Annotated in this window: 9 protein-coding genes; 6 read left to right on the top strand and 3 right to left on the bottom strand. The window is 63.8% G+C overall.

What is annotated here, in order from left to right:
• Window position 1 precedes the first annotated feature (1 nt).
• The 6 genes from MC45_RS07300 (at window position 2) to MC45_RS07325 (ending at window position 8,441) form a co-directional block, all read left to right on the top strand.
• Window positions 2–859, top strand: a complete 858-nt coding sequence (locus MC45_RS07300) for a 2,4-didehydro-3-deoxy-L-rhamnonate hydrolase (protein ID WP_038661327.1) — start codon at window positions 2–4, stop codon at window positions 857–859.
• Complete coding sequence (locus MC45_RS07305) at window positions 856–1,605, top strand: SDR family NAD(P)-dependent oxidoreductase (RefSeq protein ID WP_038661329.1); 750 nt, start codon at window positions 856–858, stop codon at window positions 1,603–1,605. The genes MC45_RS07300 and MC45_RS07305 overlap by 4 nt, the downstream gene beginning before the upstream one ends.
• A gap of 84 nt (window positions 1,606–1,689) precedes the next feature.
• A complete protein-coding gene (locus MC45_RS07310; protein WP_038661331.1) occupies window positions 1,690–2,607 on the top strand; it encodes an amidohydrolase family protein in 918 nt (305 codons plus the stop codon).
• The gene (gene rhaT, locus MC45_RS07315) at window positions 2,600–3,688 is read left to right on the top strand and encodes an L-rhamnose/proton symporter RhaT (protein ID WP_038661334.1); all 1,089 of its coding nucleotides are present in this window, start codon (window positions 2,600–2,602) and stop codon (window positions 3,686–3,688) included. The genes MC45_RS07310 and rhaT overlap by 8 nt, the downstream gene beginning before the upstream one ends.
• 11 nt (window positions 3,689–3,699) lie before the next feature.
• Complete coding sequence (locus MC45_RS07320; protein ID WP_081974371.1) at window positions 3,700–7,125, top strand: glycosyl hydrolase; 3,426 nt, start codon at window positions 3,700–3,702, stop codon at window positions 7,123–7,125.
• Window positions 7,122–8,441 (top strand): glycoside hydrolase family 1 protein, encoded by a 1,320-nt coding sequence (locus tag MC45_RS07325; RefSeq protein ID WP_081974372.1) that lies wholly within the window; start codon window positions 7,122–7,124, stop codon window positions 8,439–8,441. Before MC45_RS07320 ends, MC45_RS07325 begins: the two co-directional genes overlap by 4 nt.
• Window positions 8,442–8,472: 31 nt before the next feature.
• Here MC45_RS07325 and MC45_RS07330 read toward each other — a convergent pair whose 3' ends face one another.
• The 3 genes from MC45_RS07330 to MC45_RS07340 all read right to left on the bottom strand — a co-directional run bounded on the left by MC45_RS07330 (window position 8,473) and on the right by MC45_RS07340 (window position 15,463).
• Window positions 8,473–10,407, bottom strand: coding sequence for a glycoside hydrolase family 3 protein (locus tag MC45_RS07330; RefSeq protein WP_052075557.1), 1,935 nt, complete (start codon window positions 10,405–10,407; stop codon window positions 8,473–8,475).
• A 25-nt stretch (window positions 10,408–10,432) separates the two neighbouring features.
• Window positions 10,433–12,727: a glycoside hydrolase family 3 C-terminal domain-containing protein gene (locus MC45_RS07335; protein ID WP_038661337.1), complete on the bottom strand. Its 2,295-nt coding sequence runs from the start codon at window positions 12,725–12,727 to the stop codon at window positions 10,433–10,435.
• A gap of 87 nt (window positions 12,728–12,814) precedes the next feature.
• Entirely contained in the window at window positions 12,815–15,463 is a 2,649-nt protein-coding gene (locus tag MC45_RS07340; RefSeq protein ID WP_169742529.1) for a TonB-dependent receptor plug domain-containing protein, read from the bottom strand.
• Between the last annotated feature and the right edge of the window lie 345 nt (window positions 15,464–15,808).

The following is a 15,808-nucleotide window of genomic DNA, read 5'->3' on the forward strand; positions in this document are numbered from 1 at the left end:
CATGAAATTCTGTCGTTACGGCGCCAAGGGCGACGAGAAGCCGGGTCTGGTCGACGATGAGGGCCAGATCCGTGATTTATCGGGGCATGTCGCCGACATCTCGATCGCCGCGCTTAATCAGCTGAGCTCCGTCGACGTCGCGTCGCTACCGATCGTCGATGGCACGCCTCGCTACGGCGTACCGATCGCCGGGATCGGCAAGATCGTCGCGATCGGTCTCAACTACCGTGACCATGCGATTGAATCGAACCTGCCGATCCCGACCGAACCGATGATGTTCATGAAGCCGCTGTCCAGCCTGACCGGCCCGAACGACGCCGTCATGCTGCCCAAGGCAGCAACGCATGGCGACTGGGAGGTCGAGCTCGGGGTGATCATCGGCAAGACTTGCCGCTATGTCGACAAGGTTGAAGCCCTCGACCATGTCGCCGGCTACGTTCTTGCGAACGACGTCTCGGAACGGTTCAACCAGAAGCAGCGCGGCACGCAGTGGTCGAAGGGCAAGGGACATGACACGTTCTGCCCGGTCGGCCCATGGCTGGTCACCCCCGACGAAGTCGGCAGTCCGCAGGATCTCGACATGACTCTCGAGGTCAATGGCGTACGGATGCAGACGGGCAACACCAGGACGATGATCTTCCCGGTCGACGAATTGATCGCCTATGTCAGCGAGTATGTGACGCTCGAACCCGGCGACCTGCTCATCACGGGCACGCCCCCCGGGGTCGGCGAGGGCAAGAAGCCCGAAGCGATCTTTCTGAAGCCCGGCGACACGATGCACCTGAAGATCGCCAGGCTCGGCGAGCAGACGCAGGATGTGGTCGCTTGGCAGCATCCCCGTACAGGCGCCGCGGCGTGACCGTCTTTGCGGGTCGGTTCGCAGGGCGGACCGCGATCGTCACGGGCGGTGCCTCGGGGCTGGGCAAGGCCGTCGCGGCACGCATCGTTGCGGAAGGCGGGACGGTCGCGCTGTGGGACCTGAATGCGGAGGCCCTGTCGGCGGTACGCGACGAAATCCAGGCAACGCATGTCGAGGCCGTGGACGTCGCCGACCTCGTTGCTGTCGAGGCGGCCGCACGCGCGACGCACGCGGCACTCGGGAAGATCGACATCCTCGTGTGTTCGGCTGGGATCACGGGCGCGACCGCTCCAGTGCACGAGTTTCCCATCGACAGCTGGCTTCAGGTCGTGGGCGTCAATCTTAATGGCCTGTTCTACTGCAACCGGACGATCGTGCCGATGATGCTCACGAACGGCTATGGCCGGATCGTCAATCTGTCGTCGGTCGCCGGCAAGGAAGGCAACCCCAACGCCAGCGCCTATTCGGCGACCAAGGCGGCGGTGATCGGCCTGACCAAGTCTCTTGGCAAGGAACTGGCTGGCAAGGGCGTGATTGCGAACGCGCTGACGCCCGCCACGTTCGAAAGCCCGATCCTTGCCCAGCTGCCGCAAAGTCAGGTCGATTACATGCGGTCGAAAATTCCGATGGGCCGCCTTGGCGAGATCGAGGAATCCGCTGCGATGGTCTGCTTCATGGCCAGCGAGGAATGCAGTTTCACCACCGCATCGACGTTCGATACGTCCGGAGGCCGCACAACTTTCTGAACGGCACCATTTCAAGGACGGCGCGGCCGTCCGAGCAAACGTATCGCGACCCGGCATACCGGGCGTTCCGGGAGAGGATACACCATGCACGACATTCCCTTCGTCGATGCCCATGTCCATTTCTGGGATCTGGCACGGCTTCGTTACCCCTGGCTGACACCGCCCTTTGCGGACGACGGCCCCAACGGCTCGGTCGAGGCGATTGCGCAGACCTACCTACCGGCTGATTATCGCCGCGACGCCGCCCGGTGGAACGTCGCTGGCGTCGTTCACGTCGAGGCGGGCGCCGACCCCGCACATGCCGCCGCGGAAACCACTTGGCTCGAGCAGCTCGACGACGGCCCTGCCGGTATCGTCGCCTATGCGGCGCTGAACGATCCCGACCTGGAACCGCTGCTCGAAGCCCATCGCACGCATGGCCGGGTCCGCGGCGTGCGCCATATCGTCAACTGGCACGCGAACCCGCAGCTCAGCTACACCGATCGCGAGATGACGGACGACCCGGCGTGGCAGCACGGGTTCGCCCTGCTCGCGAAATACGGTTTGTCGTTCGACCTTCAGGCGTACCCCGCACAGTTTGCCGGGCTGGCGCGTACCTTGGCAAGATCGCCCGACACGCAAGTCGTGATCAATCATCTGGGCATGCCCGTCACAAGCGATCCGGACGGACGCGCAGCCTGGGCAAATGGCTTGCGTCAGCTCGCCGATCTTCCAAACGTCGCGATCAAGATTTCCGGGTTCGGGTTCGTACAGCGACCCTGGACGACCGACGAGGCGCGTCCCTGGATCCTGGAGGCGCTCGACCTGTTCGGCACGGACCGCGCCTGCGTGGCCAGCGACTTTCCGACCGACGGGTTGTTCGGCACGTTCGACGCAACCCTGGGCGCCTATGCGGCAATCCTCGCGCCGTTTTCGGCGGACGAACGTCGCGCGCTGTGGGGCGGCAACGCCAATCGCATCTATCGCCTCGGACTCGAACTCAAGGATCGCGACAATGGGTAATCCACTCGTCGGCGTCGCCTATCACTGGCTTGGCGGACTTGCATCCGCGAGCTTCTATGTTCCCTATCGCGGCGTGCGCCGTTGGTCGTGGGAGATCTTCTGGCTCACTGGCGGACTGTTCTCATGGCTGTTCGCGCCCTGGCTTTTCGCAAGCGTGATGACCAATGACCTGCTCGGCGTCATCGCCGCGACGCCGCCCATGACGATCTTCTGGTGCGTCGCGTTCGGCGTGCTGTGGGGGTTCGGCGGACTGACCTACGGCCTCACGATGCGCTACCTCGGGCTCTCGCTCGGCATGGCGGTCGTGCTGGGACTGTCGACGGTCTTCGGCACACTCATCCCGCCGATCTTCGCAGGCGATCTCAGCGCGAAGCTGTTCGATACGGTATCCGGAAACGTCATCCTCGTCGGTTTGTTCGTGACGCTTGCGGGCATCATCGTCGTCGCGCTTGCCGGGGCGTGGAAGGACGCGTCGCTGCCCGCCGAACAGAAGGCCGCGACGATCGCGGAGTTCGCTTTCCACAAGGGCGTGGCGGTCGCCATCTTCTCAGGCATCATGTCGAGTTGCTTCGCCTTCGGGCTGGCGGCGGGTGAGCCTGTAAAGGCGCTGTCCGCTGCGGCCGGCACGGGGCCATTGTGGACGGGCCTGCCCACGCTGTGCCTCGTCATGTTCGGCGGCCTGCTGACCAACGCGGTATGGTGCACGATCCTGATCATCCGCAATCGTTCGGCGGGCCAATGGGTCGGCCGCTTCGGTGCAGCGCCGGACGATGCAACTGCCACCATCGAAGGCGCTCGACCTCCGTTGCTAGCCAACTTCCTGCTCTGTGCGCTGGGCGGGACTCTCTGGTACTTTCAGTTCTTCTTCTACACGATGGGCGAAAGCCAGATGGGGCGCTTCGGCTTCTCGTCATGGACGCTTCACATGGCCTCGATCATCATCTTCGGCACTTTGTGGGGCTTTGCCCTGCGTGAGTGGCGCGACGCGGCCACTCGAATTCGTGCCACCGTCTGGGCGGGCGTCGCCCTGCTCGTCCTCGCCACCGTCATCATCGGCTACGGCAACAGCCTCGCGTCCTGAAGGAACGAACCATGCGCCTGCGCTCCTCTCTTCCCGTGTTCCTGCTGCTCGCAGGGACGATATTGACCGGCACGGCGAGCGCGCAGGACGTGGCGTCGCCCACGCCCGTCGCCCTGCCCGCTTCCCCTACTCCTGCGGGCGACACGCTGCGGCAGGGCTTCCTTGCCCCTCCGGAGTCGGCGCGCCCTCGTGTCTGGTGGCATTGGTTGAGCGGCAACGTGTCGCGCGACGGGATCACGAAGGATCTCGAATGGATGAAGCGCATCGGCGTCGCCGGGGCCATGATGTTCGACGGGGACATGGGCGCGCCCAAGATCGTGCCCGAGCGTGTGACGGTGCTGAGCCCGCAATGGTTCGGCAATTTGCAGTTCGCAGCCTCGGAGGCCGACCGGCTGGGCCTGGAGTTCGCCATGGCTGCCGCGCCGGGGTGGAGCGAGACCGGTGGTCCCTGGGTCAAACCCGAATGGGGCATGAAGAAGTTCGTCTGGAGCGAGACGCGGATTGCCGGCGGCCGGCACCCCGGTAAGCTTGCCCCGCTTCCCGCCAATGCCGGACCGTTCCAGGCGATGGCAAAGCATGATTTCACGGGCAAAGCGCAGACGGGCGGGCCGGTGTTGGCGCGTGACGTCGCCGTCCTCGCCTTCCGCACACCAGGGGGCGACGTGTCGCTTGGCTCGCTTGCGCCCAGCATAACCACGAATGCCCCTGCGATCGAAACCGCGAAGCTGGTCGATGGTGATACCGAGCACGGCATCACCCTTCCCTCGCCCACGCCCGGCGCGCCGACCTGGGTGCGCTATGACTTTGCGGCGCCGGCGACGATCCGCGCGCTCACCTATGTCGGTTCGGTCGGTGGACGCTTTGCAGATGGGCCGCAAGGTCGGGTCGAGGCGAGCGACGACGGCACGACATGGCGTTCGATCCGCACCTTGGTCGGGCAGGCGCACAACCCCGCGCCGCAGCGTACCTTCGCGTTCCCTGCGACGACCGCCCGGCATTTCCGCGTCGTATTCGACCGCGCCGAAGTGTCGCGCAATCCCTGGCCGCAGGCTCCCGGCATCACGCTTGCCGAACTCGCACTCGTACCAGGCGCGCGTGTCGATCTCTTCGAGGATCGAGCTGGTTTCGGCGTGATCGCGGATGCCGATGCAGTGCGGACGCCCGACGTCGCGGCATCGGCAGCGATCCAATCGGCCGACATCCTCGATTTGACCAACCGACTGCGCCCAGACGGTACACTCGACTGGACGGCACCCGCCGGTAACTGGACGATATTGAGGGCCGGCTGGTCACTGACCGGCGAGGTCAACCATCCTGCCACGCCAGAGGGCACCGGGCTGGAAGTCGACAAGCTGAACGCCACCCATGTCCGGGCACATCTCGACGCGTACATGGCGCCCGTCATCAAGACCTTGGGACCACTTGTCGGTGACCGTGGCCTCCGGTATCTGCTGACCGACAGTTGGGAGGCCGGTCAGGAAAACTGGACCGAGCCGATGCCGGACGAGTTCATGCGTCGTCGCGGCTATACGCTGACCCGGATGCTACCGGTGCTGGCCGGTCATGTCGTCGACAGTGCGGAGCGCAGCGATGCCTTCCTGTGGGATTTCCGTCGCACGCTCGCGGACCTTGTCGCCGAGAACCATTATGGAACGATCACTCGCTTCGCCAAGGAGCACAAGCTCGGCTATTATGGCGAGGCGACAGGCGCCGCCTGGCCGACGGTTGCAGACGGCATGCTGGCTAAGAGCCTCACCGACATCCCGATGGGTGAGTTCTGGGCCATGCCGTTCGGCGGCAAGCCTGCCGCGTACCAGGGGGTGGTAGCCGATGAATTTCCGGCCGACATCATCGAGACCCGGTCGACGGCACACGTCTACGGCAAGCCGCTGGTCGCCGCGGAATCGCTGACCTCGTCGCTGCCGCAATGGACGTCGACTCCGTGGTCGTTAAAGTGGGTGGTCGACAAATACATGGCGATGGGTGTGAACCGGCTGGTCCTGCACACGTCGCCACATCAGCCCGACGACACGCACAAGCCTGGCTTGACCCTGGGGCCGTTCGGCCAGGTATTCACGCGTCATGAAACCTGGGGTGAATTGGCCAAGCCTTGGATCGATTACCTCTCGCGCAGCTCGTACATGCTGCAACAGGGGACGCCGGTGGCAGACGTGCTCTACTTCTACGGCGAAGGGGCGCCATCGGGGGTGCCGTATCGCGACGCGGGCGGCGCGCTCGATCTACCGGGGCACGGGTTCGACTATGTCAACGCCGATGCATTGCTACGGCTGGCAACGGTGGATCAGGGTCAGGTCGCGTTTCCTGGCGGTGCACGCTACCGCCTGCTCGTGCTTCCCGAAGCACTCGATCGGATGACGCTGCCGATGATCACGAAGCTGCGTGATATGGTCGCGGCGGGTGCGGTGCTGGTCGGCCCCAAGCCGACGGGCTCGCCGAGCCTCGGCTCCAGCGACGATGCCATTCGCACGATCGCCGACGATCTCTGGGGCCAGACCGATGGCGGCTCACTGACCGTCAATACATACGGCAAGGGGCGTGTCTATTGGCGACGCGATGTGCCGGCTGTGCTTGCCGCGGAACGGGTCGCACGCGACTTCGACTATGCGGCGGCCGATCCGACGATGGACCTGCGCTTTGCGCATCGTCGTCTTGGCGATGGCGAACTCTATTTCGTGACGAACCAGAGTGACAGGGCTGCCACCGTGCCGACGTGGTTCCGCACGTCCGGCCATGCGCCCGAGCTATGGCACGCAGATACGGGCAAGTCGGAACGCGTCAGCTATGCCGTCGAGGGCGAACGGACGCGAATCCCGCTGACGATCGGGGCGTATCAGTCGGTATTCGTCCTGTTCCGCACGCCGGCCGACGCCGCGGGCCTGACCTTGCCTCCCCCGCAAATGCGCACCGTCGGTACGTTGGCGAAGGACTGGAGCGTGCAATTCCCGACAGGCGCCCCGATCACCACCAGCGTTGGATCGTGGACCGCCAACGCCAATCCGGAGATCCGCTACTTTTCGGGTGTCGCTACCTATAGCCAATCCTTCACCGCTTCAGGCGGATGGTTTGCCAAGGGCGAGCGCCTGTATCTCGACCTGGGCCATATCGGCGATGTCGCGGAGGTCCGGATCAACGGCATCCTTTCGGGAACAGCGTGGGCGCCGCCCTATCGCCTCGATGTGACCGACCAGCTGCGACGGGGTCAAAACAGGCTGGACATCAAGGTCGCAAACACATGGCAGAACCGTTTCGTCGGTGATCTGCAGCCAGGCGCGACGCAGCATGCCTGGACCAATGCCGCATCGGGCGGCGGTTTCGCCATGCTCGGCAAGGGGTTGTCCGCTTCGACTGCACTGACCCCGTCCGGACTGCTCGATCCAGTCCGGATCATCGCGGTCCGGGACGAAGCAGCGCGATGACCGTCTCCAACTGGACCCGGCGCAATGTGATCGCGGGCGGCACCGCACTGGCCGTGACCGCCTCGATCACGGCGTCGATCAACGCTGCGATCGCCGGTGCGCCACGCCGATCGTTCCCCAAGGGCTTCATCTGGGGGACGGCGACTGCCGCGCATCAGGTCGAGGGGAACAACACGAACAGCGACTGGTGGCTGCTGGAGACCGTCCCCGGCACGATCATCAAGGAGCCATCCGGGGCCGCGTGCGATCATTATCATCGCTACCCTCAGGATATCGCAACGATCGCGAAATTGGGTTTGGGCAGCTATCGCTTCTCGATCGAATGGGCGCGCATCGAGCCGACCGCCGGGCACTACGACATCCGTCAGCTCGATCACTATCGCGACATGCTACGGGTTTGCCGCAGCCACGGCCTGCACACGGTGGTCACGTTGCATCACTTCACCTCGCCCGCGTGGCTGGCCGCGCGCGGTGGGTTCGAGGACCCGGCGACCGTGGCTGCGTTCACCGCCTATGCCGAGGCGGTGGTACGACACTGCGGGGACCTGATCGACACGCTCTGTACGTTTAACGAAGCCAATCTCAGCTTCTCGGACTTCATCCCGGCAACGGCGCTGGCGCCGATGCTGGACGCAGCGAAGCAGGCGAGCGGTTCCCCAGCCTACCGCTCCTATCTTTTCGATGACAGCGCACGGTCGAAGCCGATCGTGCGTGCGTGCCACGTGGCCGCACGCCGAGCGATAAAGACGATTAGGCCAAACCTGCCCGTCGGCCTGACACTCGCCATGTCCGACATCCAGGACGCGCCTGGCGCACCGGGAGCGGGCATTGCCGAGCGATCGAAACGCTATGACGTATGGCTGGAACTCGCGCGAGGTGACGATTTCGTGGGGGTGCAGAACTATACCCGCGAGCGCTTCGATACGAAGGGCTCGATCCCGCCGCCTGCGGGAACTGTGCGCACCCAACTCGACCAGGAATATTATCCGGCCGGGCTGGCTGGGGCGGTACGCTACGCCGCAAGCGTCGCACGGAGGCCAATCCTCGTTACCGAGAACGGCATTGGCACACAGGACGATACCTTGCGAGCCCGCTACATTGCCGAGGCGTTGTCCGGACTGCAGGGGTGCATAGCCGCCGGCATCGATGTGCGGGGATATTGGCACTGGTCGGCAATGGACAATTTCGAATGGCTTTTCGGCTACGGTCCAAAGTTCGGACTGATTGCCGTCGATCGCGTCAGCCAAGTCCGCACCGTCAAGCCGAGCGCTGCCGTATTTTCGGCCATCGCGCGGGCTAACGTCCTGCCAGTCTGACGCTACCGAAAACGGCGGTTGCGCGCCGCGCTTACTCGACGATTCCGGCTCCCGCTTTGAAGAGCGGCGAGACGGAATCGTCGGATCCCGCAGGGTTCTGCCGTGCCACCGCTGCCATCGAGGACGGCAGTTCGAACGGCAGTCTGCCTCGCGCCTTCGCCTTGCCCGTAACGACGTCCAACACCGCCGCATCGCTGGCACCGAACACCGCCAGCATAGCCGCAGCGCGATCGCGGATGTTGGTCAGGATCGCAGGACGGTCCATGTCTACCGCAACGATCGTAGGCACCACTGCTGTCGCCCTCAAGATGGCGACATAGCCGGGATCATCGGCACGGAAATCGAGCCTGCCCTCGTTCTGCCGGCTTCCGAAGAAGGCATAGGGATGGAGCTTCTCGGACGGTGTGCCCACTCGGACCAGCGCGAGCTCGGCCTTCGTCGGATCATCGACGACGATGAGCCCGGCTGCCCGTGCGGTCGCCGCAGCCACGCCGTACAACCAGACCCTGCGCCCCGATTGAACCGGGATGAGCGCATTCCTGTTCTGCAGCAGTACCTGAGCCGCTCTTTGAGCCGCTTCGGCCGCGGCGAGATCGGTGGCATTGCCGACCGTGGTCGCTGCGGCTCTCGCGTCAACATAGGGATTGTCGAAAAGCCCTTGTTCGAATTTCAACATCAGTATTCGCCGGACGGATTCGTCGAGACGTCCTGGCGTCACCTTGCCAGCAGCCACCGCGGCGACGAGCGGCGCGGGATCATCGACCCCACCGAATTGATCCATTCCAGCGTCCAATGCCTTGGCGAAGCGATCAACCTTGGTCATCGCCTCGACACCCCATGGCATTGCAATCGCGGCAGGCGTCTGCGGCCGCTCGCGCGTCGGTGCCGAACATGCGGTTGGGCAGTCGTTGGTGATCCCCCAGTCCGACAGGATCAGCCCGTTGAATCTCTTGTTGCCGCGCAGCAGTCCCGTGAGCAGTTGTCGGTTGAAACCTGCGCCGACCTGTTCCAGCGGCCGACCCTTCAGGGTGACACCGGCGATGATCGGATAGGTCGGCATGACGCCCGCGACGTGCGCGGCGAACGCGCCGTCGAACGCCGCGACGTGGCGGGCGAAACTGGCGTCGTCGTGCCGGACGATGCGGCCGTAGTAATTATGCGCGTCGAAGCCCTGCGGCTCCGCGCCGTAGCCAACCCAGTGTTTTACGACCGTCGCGACACCGTCCCTCGCAACACCCGCGCTGCCGTGTTGGAAGCCTTGAATATAGGCGCCCACGAGCGCGGAGACCTTGATCGGATCGGACCCGAAGGTCGCTGTGCCGCGCGGCCAGCGCGGTTCACTGGCGAGGTCGGCCTGCGGCGACAGAGCCATGTGTATGCCGACCGCGCGATATTCACGCCGCGCGACGTCGCCGAACCGCCGCACCACGCTGGGATCGCCGAGCGCGGCCAGGCCGAGCGTCTCGGGCCAGAGCGTGAACCCGCCCCCGCGGGTACTGGCGCCCAATACGGCCTGGAAATGGTTGCGCGGATCGGTGCTTATGGTGAGTGGTATGCCGAGCCGCGACTGCTCGGCGAGCCTCTGCAACCTGTTGTTCTGGTCGGCGAGGTTGGCAGGTGCCATCGACAGACGTGTGATTAGGCTCGTGACGCCGTTGTCGACGATGATCGCTCGTGCTTTCGCCAGGTCGTAGCCACCGTTCGAATGTCCGACCGCGTCCCCAATACCAGGTGCGGTGCCGTGCATCATCGTGCCTGCCTTCTCGGCCAGCGTCATACGCCCAAGCAGATCCTCGACCCGCCGCTCGGCTGGTAGCTTGGTGTCCTCATAAGGGTCGAGCCGGCCGTTGTGGTTGAGGTCACGATAGTCGCTCGGTGTAGTTCGTGCAGCAACACTGGCTGCGATCGCCAGCGCAGACGCGCCGCACAGGATGAGCAACGGCCGTGTGGCGCAGATGAAGGGCATATCGAACCTCGAACGAAAAAATGAGCTATTGAGTCCAGCGCCGATCCTTGATGCTGGCGGTGCCGTTCAGCGCGATGTCCGAGACGCTATGCCCGACCGATATCGGCATCGCGCCGGCACGAACATGCCAGCCTTTGCGAGCAGGATCATAGTCGGCGATCAGGCGCGGATCGACATCGACCTCGACGGTCCGGCTCTCGCCAGGAGCAAGCTTCACCTTCTCGAAGCCGACCAGACGGCGAACTTGCACGCCGTTGAAGCCGGGCCGTGTCGCATAGACCTGCGGCACGTCTGCACCCGCAACCCGACCCGTGTTGGTCACGGTGAACGTGACCCGCGGTGCGTCGCCACCCGTTACTCTAAGGCCGCGATAGGCGAACGTCGTATAGGAAAGGCCGTGGCCGAACGGAAACAGCGGTCTGGCACCCGTTGCCTGGAACCAGCGATAGCCCGCGTCGGCACCTTCGGGATACTCGACCGGAAAGCTCGGCACGCCTCCGGTGAGGTCGACCGTGCTGATGTCCGGGTTGACCGGCTTGCGCGCGGCCTCCGCGGCGGCGGCCTTGACCAGCTGCAGGCCAGGAATATCCGGACGCGGCGCCTGTGTGTCACTTGCCGGAAAGGTGATCGGCAGGCGCCCTGACGGGTTCACGTCGCCGAACACGACGCGGGCGATCGCCTGCCCGCCACGCTCGCCCGGATACCAGGCCGCCAGCACCGCGCCGACGCGGTCGATCCACGGCATCGACACAGCGCCGCCGGTCTCGAGTACGACGACCGTCTTCGGATTAGCCGCGGCCACCGCCGAGATAAGGGCGTCCTGTGCGTCGGGTAATGCGAGGCTTTCGACATCGACCGCTTCCGACCGCCATTGCTGCGCGAACACCAGGACCAGATCGGCGCGCTTCGCTGCAGCGGCGGTCGCGGCAACGTCTGAGCCGTCGAGATAGGTAACCTCGGCACCCGGTGCGCGGGCTCGTATCGCCGCGAGCGGTGATGACGCATGATAGGTGATCTTGATGAAGCCGCTGAGCGGGCCCCCTCCCGGCATCGGCAGTTCGAGCGCGACGCCGCTCGCCGGGCGGACCTGCGACGATCCGCCACCGGACAGCACCCCGATATCTGCGTGTGCGCCGACGAGCAGGATGTGCTTTGCGGTTGCCGCGAAAGGCAGGACGCTTCGGTCGTTCTTCAGCAGGACCATCCCGGCTTCGGCGGTTTTCTGCGCGACATCGGCATGCGCGCGATAATCGATCGGCTGCGGCGCGGCCGGTGTGGGGTTGTCGAGCAGACGATGGGCAATCATCGTGCGCAGGATCCGCCGGACCATGTCGTCAAGCCTTGCAGACGATACTTGTCCACTCATGACGGCAGCCTTGAGCGGCCCGCCGAAGAAGACCTGTTTGTCGAGCTCCTGTCCCGATTCCTGGTCGAGCCCCGCGTTCGCCGCCTTCGCCGTTGAATGCACCGCGCCCCAATCAGACATCACCCAGCCCGTGAAACCCCAATCGCGCTTGAGGACGTCGTTCAGCAGGACCGCGTTCTCGCAGGCATAATGGCCGTTGACCTGGTTGTAGCCACACATGACCGATCCCGGCCTGCCAACCTCCATCGCCATCTGGAACGCGAGCAGATCGCTCTCGCGCAGCGCCGCCTCGGACAACCGAGCATCGAGGACGTTGCGGCCAGTCTCCTGCGCGTTCAGCGCATAATGCTTGATCGTTGAGACGATGTCGTTCGATTGGATGCCGCGGACGCTTTCGCCCGCCATCCGTCCCGTCAACAGGACGTCCTCGCTGAGATATTCGAAATTGCGGCCGTTGCGCGGATCGCGCACCAGATTGGCGCCGCCAGCGAGGAGGACGTTGAAGCCCTTGGCCCGCGTTTCCGCCCCGATCATCGCGCCGCCAGCATAGGCTATTGGCGGATCGAACGTTGCCGCGGTCATCAGACTGGATGGCAGCGCCGTGGCGACGTCGCCCTTTCGCATCTGTCCGCCATTCGCGACGCCCAGGCTGGCATCGCTCTCGAACAGGTCCGGCACACCGAGCCGGGGCACACCGGGCACGTGCCCGGCGCCGGTGCGCTTCTCGGTCGGGCTCGTTCTCAGGATCGTAGAACCGAAAGTGCCGTGCACCATCGCAATTTTCTCATCGAGCGTCATCTGCCGTACGATGGCGTTCGCGCGAGCCTCGGAATCAGATGCGATAGTCGCGTCAGTATCCGTCGTCTTGGCTCGAGCGACCGCAGGCGCCGCGCCTCCGAGCATCAGCCCCAAGCCCGCCGTCCCGATGAGCAACTGTCTGGCGAAGCGGATCATACGGGTCTCCGGAAGGCAAAAATGTGTAGCGCCGGCTGCGCCGACGAAAAAAGGGTGGCGACACCGTCGCCACCCGAGGGGAGAGCTTTAGAATCTTCCGCGCAGCCCGACCGAAACGATGCGACCGAGCGCAGACGCATTCGCTGGGTCGAACCCGTAGGCAGACGTGCTGGCATCGTAGTAAAACGGTGGGTCCTTGTCGAAAAGGTTGGTCACGTCGACCGTGATCTGCGGGTCCTCGACGATGTTGCCCAGCGGCAGTTTCAGACCGAGATGAAGATCGACTGTCGTATTGGCCTTCACCCGGCTGTTGTCGACGACGTTGCGGTACTTGTTGATGTAGTTGACGAATATGGCGCCATCGACGGGGCCGTTTGCATAGGCGACCCGTCCGCGTGCCTTGAAGTTGATCGCATAGCCGGTCCGCAGGCGGCTCGTGACGACGTCGCTACCGTTGATCTGCTGATCGAAACCCCAAAGCCACGTGCCGGATGCGCCGACGTTGAAGTCTCCGGCCGACGTGCTGCGTGCATACCCGACATCGAAGTCGAGCCCGTCGATCTTCTGGCGGGCAAAGTTCTGGCGACGTAGATCGTAGATCGCGGTCGGCAACGCGGCGACGTCCGGATAGGATAGGCCGTCATGCCTGATCCCGCTGGTCGCAGCTAAAACCTGGGCAACGCTTGGTCCGTAGGTACGATAACGATCGTAGAGTGGGTTGTTGGGCTCGCTAACCGGATTGAAGCCCGGGAAGGTTATGACGTTCTTGTAGTCGATATTGAAATAGGTCGCAGTGAGCTTGAAGCCAGGAAGGAATACAGGCTTAAAATCCGCACCCAGCGACCATGTCGTAGCAGTCTCGGGCTCGAGCCTATTCCCGCCCGCTAGAATAATCGAATACGCGCCGGGCGCGGTCGAACCGGTGAAGTCCGCGAAGCGGATGACGCGGGTGTCGATAGCGGTTCCGGCGTCGGCGAGGCTCGGCGCATGGAAGGAAGTGCCGTAACTGCCATGCAACACCAGCCCGCGGACGGGCGTCCAATTCACGCCGATCTTGGGGTTCGTCGTTCCGCCAACATCGTTGTAATGGTCGTAGCGTGCCGAGAGCGAGACATCGAGCGCCTGGAACGCGGTCGTCGCGTTTGTTTCGCCGAAGATCGGCACGAACAATTCGCCATAAGCCGAATAGCTCTTACGCTTGCCGAGCGCTTCGGTTTGGATCGCGCCTCCATCGGGGCCGGTATCGGTATTAGCGTAGAAGCGCTCTTCACGCAGGCTGCCCCCGACCGCCGCCTTCACTGCGCCGCCTGGGAGGGAGAAAAGCGATCCATCGACTTTCGCGATGGCTTCCTTCACCTCCTGCTGGCCGAAGTAACGTGTGCGGTAGTTACCCACCCGCTGCACCAGCGCCCGATCGTTGGCGGTGCCAATACCGTACGGATTGTAGGTACCTGCATTCACGAGACTGGTGACCAACGCCTGATCGATTCCACGCTGAGTGATGTCGTCGCGTTCACGACCGTAGTTCAAATCGATCGCACCGCGCCAACCACCACCGAGATCCGCACCGATGCCTGCATTGGTCGACCAAGTCCGCGTCGAAATCTGGTTCTTCACGGAGGCGCCCAGATCGTTCGACGGGTTGTACGTCACTTGCTGAGGGCCTGCAGGTACGCCGGAAGCGACTACGGCATTATAGAAAGGTCCGCCCGTCACCGTCAGGTTAAGACCGCCACTTGCTACGTTACCGCCGGAGATCGCCTGGCGCGAGCGCAGTTCACGTGCTGAGTAGAGCGTGCGTGCATGCACTTCGATCCCGCTGCCCAGTTCTTGCCGGATGGAGACTAGGCCCTGATGACGATGCTGCTCGGGGTACAGGTCGTTCGCTTTGTTGATGTCGCACTGGTTCGGCACACCGGCACGAGCGCCTGTCGCAGACAGACCATAGATCACGCCGTTGACGGTCACGTTTGCCGGGCTGCACAGCGTCGACAAGGTCCTCATGCCGAAATAATCGCGTTCGGTGCCGTTGACCGACGTGTTCTGCGAATATTCGTAGTCGGCGAGGATCGAGCCCGTGTCCCACTTCTTGCCGGCAAGAATGCTGCCGTTGTAGGTGCGATAGCCGTCTCCGAAGCCGACCCGTCCTGCAGTCTCCACGCCGTCCACATTCTTGCGCAGGATGAAATTGACGACGCCCGCCACAGCATCCGAACCGTAGATCGATGAAGCACCGTCGGCCACAACCTCGACACGCTCGATCGCGGATGGCGGTATGGCACTGGGGTCAGGCGCGGTTTGATTGATGCCGGCACCCGGCAGTCGCAGTCCATCGACGAGAACGAGCGTCAGCCCGCCGCCACCGTTGCCCACGCCGACGCCGTGAATGGCAGGCTGATCGACGAAGTTAGCGGAGTTTTGGCCGTTGTTTGCGCCACTTCCCCCAAAGCTGCCAAGTTGGGGAACAGTGCGGAGCAGTTCGGTCGTCGTGCTGGCGCCGGTCGCGACGATGTCCGCACGTGTAACGCTGACCAACGACGAACCGGTGGGGGCGACACCGCGAATGCTGGACCCGGTGACGACGATGTCGGCAGCCTCTTCGGTCGGCGCAAGAGCCTCCTGGGGACCGACTTGCTGCGCATCCGCGGCCGAAGCCGATGGCGCCGCGTTGACCGACGGGCCGCTGACCGGGACATCCTGCTGAGCTTGTGCAAAAGCCGGTACGGCAATTGCCATACCGCTAGTCGCCAGTAACGTAGCCATGAGATTCCGGGTATTCATGTACATCCCCTCGTCTTCGGAACACGCGCAGATCCCTGCGTCGCGGAAGTATTTATTTTAAGCAGTGATGGAACTGGAAGTGCTCAGACCGCGCCGCGAGCCAACTTTTCTAGGTAATGCGTCTCATACAGCATCGCTCCCCGATATTTGGCTAAACGTGATTTAGCACGACAGTCTTTGCTATCTGAGCTTGGCCTAACCCGAGCATTCAGACTCTGCAAGCGTTTTTTTCATCACCTGCATTGGCATCCCGCATTGTGGAATTTGAAATGTGAGAACGCTGTTGTGGCGGGAAATGCG

The sequence above is a fragment of the Sphingomonas taxi genome (genome assembly GCF_000764535.1).
GTDB lineage: Bacteria > Pseudomonadota > Alphaproteobacteria > Sphingomonadales > Sphingomonadaceae > Sphingomonas > Sphingomonas taxi.

Excerpts from the sequence above, each read along its gene's own strand:
- MC45_RS07300 (WP_038661327.1), top strand. The coding sequence starts at position 2 with ATGAAATTCTGTCGTTACGGCGCCAAGGGCGACGAGAAGCCGGGTCTG.
- MC45_RS07310 (WP_038661331.1), top strand. The coding sequence starts at position 1,690 with ATGCACGACATTCCCTTCGTCGATGCCCATGTCCATTTCTGGGATCTG.
- rhaT (WP_038661334.1), top strand. The coding sequence starts at position 2,600 with ATGGGTAATCCACTCGTCGGCGTCGCCTATCACTGGCTTGGCGGACTT.
- MC45_RS07320 (WP_081974371.1), top strand. The coding sequence starts at position 3,700 with ATGCGCCTGCGCTCCTCTCTTCCCGTGTTCCTGCTGCTCGCAGGGACG.
- MC45_RS07325 (WP_081974372.1), top strand. The coding sequence starts at position 7,122 with ATGACCGTCTCCAACTGGACCCGGCGCAATGTGATCGCGGGCGGCACC.
- MC45_RS07330 (WP_052075557.1), bottom strand. The coding sequence starts at position 10,407 with ATGCCCTTCATCTGCGCCACACGGCCGTTGCTCATCCTGTGCGGCGCG.
- MC45_RS07335 (WP_038661337.1), bottom strand. The coding sequence starts at position 12,727 with ATGATCCGCTTCGCCAGACAGTTGCTCATCGGGACGGCGGGCTTGGGG.
- MC45_RS07340 (WP_169742529.1), bottom strand. The coding sequence starts at position 15,463 with ATGGCAATTGCCGTACCGGCTTTTGCACAAGCTCAGCAGGATGTCCCG.